Source organism: Enterococcus sp. NBRC 3427 (assembly GCF_007996925.1).
GTDB classification, from domain to species: domain Bacteria; phylum Bacillota; class Bacilli; order Lactobacillales; family Enterococcaceae; genus Enterococcus_B; species Enterococcus_B lactis.
This window is the reverse complement of record NZ_BJLL01000108.1, coordinates 1-1,873: the sequence shown is the minus strand read 5'-3', so window position 1 is coordinate 1,873 and position 1,873 is coordinate 1. Positions and strand designations below refer to the sequence as shown.

At 40.2% G+C, this 1,873-nt stretch carries 1 protein-coding gene; it reads right to left on the bottom strand.

Translation table 11 applies throughout. The annotated features are described in order from the left end of the window. Positions 1-19 precede the first annotated feature (19 nt). Entirely contained in the window at positions 20-1,504 is a 1,485-nt protein-coding gene (gene guaB, locus ESP02_RS13045) for an IMP dehydrogenase (protein WP_002295264.1), read from the bottom strand. Positions 1,505-1,873: the final 369 nt, after the last annotated feature.

Genomic DNA, 1,873 nt, shown 5'->3' with positions numbered 1-1,873 from the left:
CCCACGCTCTTTAATGTTTTTAAGATTCAACTGAATAGTTTGGTGCTTCTTTTGTGATTTGTACATCATGAGGGTGTGATTCTTTTAATCCACTGCCGCTCATTTGGATAAATTGCGCTTCATCACGTAATTGCTGTAGATTGGCTGCCCCAACATAACCCATTCCTGAACGCAAACCGCCGATCATTTGGAAAATAATATCTGCAACACTTCCTTTATAAGCAACCCGACCTTCGATTCCTTCTGGTACTAATTTATTTGCTTCATTGACACTACCTTGGAAGTAACGGTCTTTTGAACCTTTTTCCATCGCGCCTAATGAGCCCATACCTCGGTATGTTTTGAATCGACGTCCTTGGAAGATTTCGAATTCACCTGGTGATTCATCTGTCCCTGCCAACATACTTCCTAGCATCACTGCATGTCCGCCGGCAGCTAATGCTTTGACGATGTCACCAGAATATTTGATCCCTCCGTCTGCAATAATCGCTTTGCCATATTGACGAGCAACTGATGCTGCATCATAAATAGCTGTGAGCTGAGGTACACCTACACCGGCTACCACACGTGTCGTACAAATCGATCCTGGTCCGATACCAACTTTTACGACATCTACACCTGCATCATATAAAGCTTTTGTCGCTTCAGCCGTCGCAACGTTTCCTGCAATCAATGTTGCATCTGCAAAAGTTGAACGGATTTCTTGAATTTTTCGGATCACACCTGCACTATGTCCATGAGCTGTATCGATGATGATTGCATCTGCCCCTGCTTCTAATAAAGCATTCGCACGCTCAAATGTATCGCTTGTTACACCAACGGCTGCTGCTACAAGCAATCGACCATGTTCATCTTTTGCTGCATTTGGAAATTCGATCACTTTCTCGATGTCTTTGATCGTGATCAATCCGCTTAAACGACCTTCGTTATCTACGATTGGTAATTTTTCGATTTTATGTTTTTGCAAAATCTTTTCTGCATCTTTTAGAGAGGTACCTACTGGGGCAGTCACTAAGTTGTCTTTTGTCATCACATCAGCAATCGGCATGTGATAATCTGTTACAAAACGCATGTCGCGGTTTGTAATTATCCCTACCAATTTTCTGTTTTCAAGTGTTTCAACGATTGGCACACCACTGATACGATATTTGCTCATCAATTCTTCTGCGTCTGCTACAAGATGCTGTGGCGTTAAGAAGAACGGATCAATGATTACGCCACTTTCAGAACGTTTGACTTTTCTTACTTCATCCGCTTGCTGGCTGATCGTCATGTTTTTATGGATCACACCTAGTCCGCCTTGTCTTGCCATAGCAATGGCCATCTTGCTGTCGGTAACAGTATCCATACTTGCACTGATGATTGGAATATTCAACTTAATATTTTTAGCTAATTGTACGCTCATATCCACTTCGTTTGGTAACACGTGACTTTCTGCTGGTATCAATAAGACATCATCAAAAGTAAATCCTTTTTTCGTGAACTTTGTTTCCCAGTTGGACATTTTTAGTACCACTCCTCTAATTTAGTTTATCTATTAAAATAATTGATTTTTTCATTTAAGTCAATGATCTACTTGGAATCAAGTTAGCTTTCTCATAGAATACCAATATAAAGCGTTTACATCTGTGTGTATTAAAAGAGATTGTAAAAAAGCTGTCCTGCATCAAGTAATAAGAACAGCCAATCAAAAACAGCTTCTCATGTTTTTGAATTGGTTGGGTTTATTACCGCAGATGCAAACTTTTGAACACCGTTTAGTGGAGAGGTTGTGAAAAAGCTGCCCTGCATCAAGTAATAAGAACAGCCAATCAAAAATAGTTTTTCATATTTTTGAATTGGTTGGGCTTATTACCGCAGATGCAAGCTTTTG

Excerpts from the sequence above, each read along its gene's own strand:
- guaB (WP_002295264.1), bottom strand. The coding sequence starts at position 1,504 with ATGTCCAACTGGGAAACAAAGTTCACGAAAAAAGGATTTACTTTTGAT.